The sequence below is a fragment of the Mycobacterium sp. genome (assembly GCF_008709575.1).
Lineage (GTDB): Bacteria > Actinomycetota > Actinomycetes > Mycobacteriales > Mycobacteriaceae > Mycobacterium.
In genome coordinates this window covers 1-673 of record NZ_VYIK01000384.1, presented here as the reverse complement: position 1 = coordinate 673, position 673 = coordinate 1, and the positions used below count along the sequence as shown (strand labels likewise).

Annotated in this window: 2 protein-coding genes and 1 pseudogene; all 3 read right to left on the bottom strand. The window is 67.3% G+C overall.

Annotation, left to right across the window (positions count from 1 at the left end):
* On the bottom strand, positions 1 to 157 hold a 157-nt coding region (locus F6Q13_RS19110; protein ID WP_293059872.1), incomplete at its 3' end, for a DUF222 domain-containing protein.
* The gene (locus tag F6Q13_RS19105) at positions 157 to 495 is read right to left on the bottom strand and encodes a hypothetical protein (RefSeq protein WP_293059870.1); all 339 of its coding nucleotides are present in this window, start codon (positions 493 to 495) and stop codon (positions 157 to 159) included. The genes F6Q13_RS19110 and F6Q13_RS19105, both read right to left, overlap by 1 nt.
* Positions 496 to 570: 75 nt before the next feature.
* Positions 571 to 673: pseudogene (locus tag F6Q13_RS19100) on the bottom strand (MBL fold metallo-hydrolase); the annotation flags it as partial.

The window sequence follows — 673 nt, the reverse complement described above, 5'->3', positions numbered from 1 at the left end:
CCGGGTCTATCCGCAGCACCCACATATCGATGCGTTCAAGGAGTTTGGGCTCAGACAGCCTTCCCCACTTCGGCGCATGCCTGGCGATCGCGGCGTCCAGCTCGGCGACCAACCGGGGGTCCTCGACCAGCTCGGTGCGGCACACCACCGCGGCCATCAACCGAAAATCAATGGCTCCGGCGGCGAAAACCGCAGCGACCCGGGGGAGCCGCTATCGCAACGTGATCGCAACCGCCCACGGGCGCGACCCCGGGTGATCCCCAACGTCGCGGAAACCTCGGCGACCACATCCTCATGCCCGTCGATGGCCCAGTTGATCCGGTCGGCATCGTCTTCGGGTGCCCGCCGCGCGTACAGCTCGCCACTGGACGCCAATTCCCGCGCGCACAGCGCGTTCTGCCCCCGCGCTGCCGAAGTGATCCTATCGACCACTGCCGCGTCGTCGATATCCGCGCAGTCGACTGCGGCGTACGGTGATGCTTCATAATCGCACACAGTTTCGATATTAGACGGCCCCACGACGGCCGCTCGTGTTATCCACAGGTCATCCACACGCTGGGCCTGTGGGTGTCAGCGGCGCGCCAATGCGGTCGCCCGGTCGGCGGCTTGCCGAATCGGCCCGCGCCACAGGTCGCCGTGGCCGGGGGCCAGGACCTCGGTGTCCAGCAGCGTC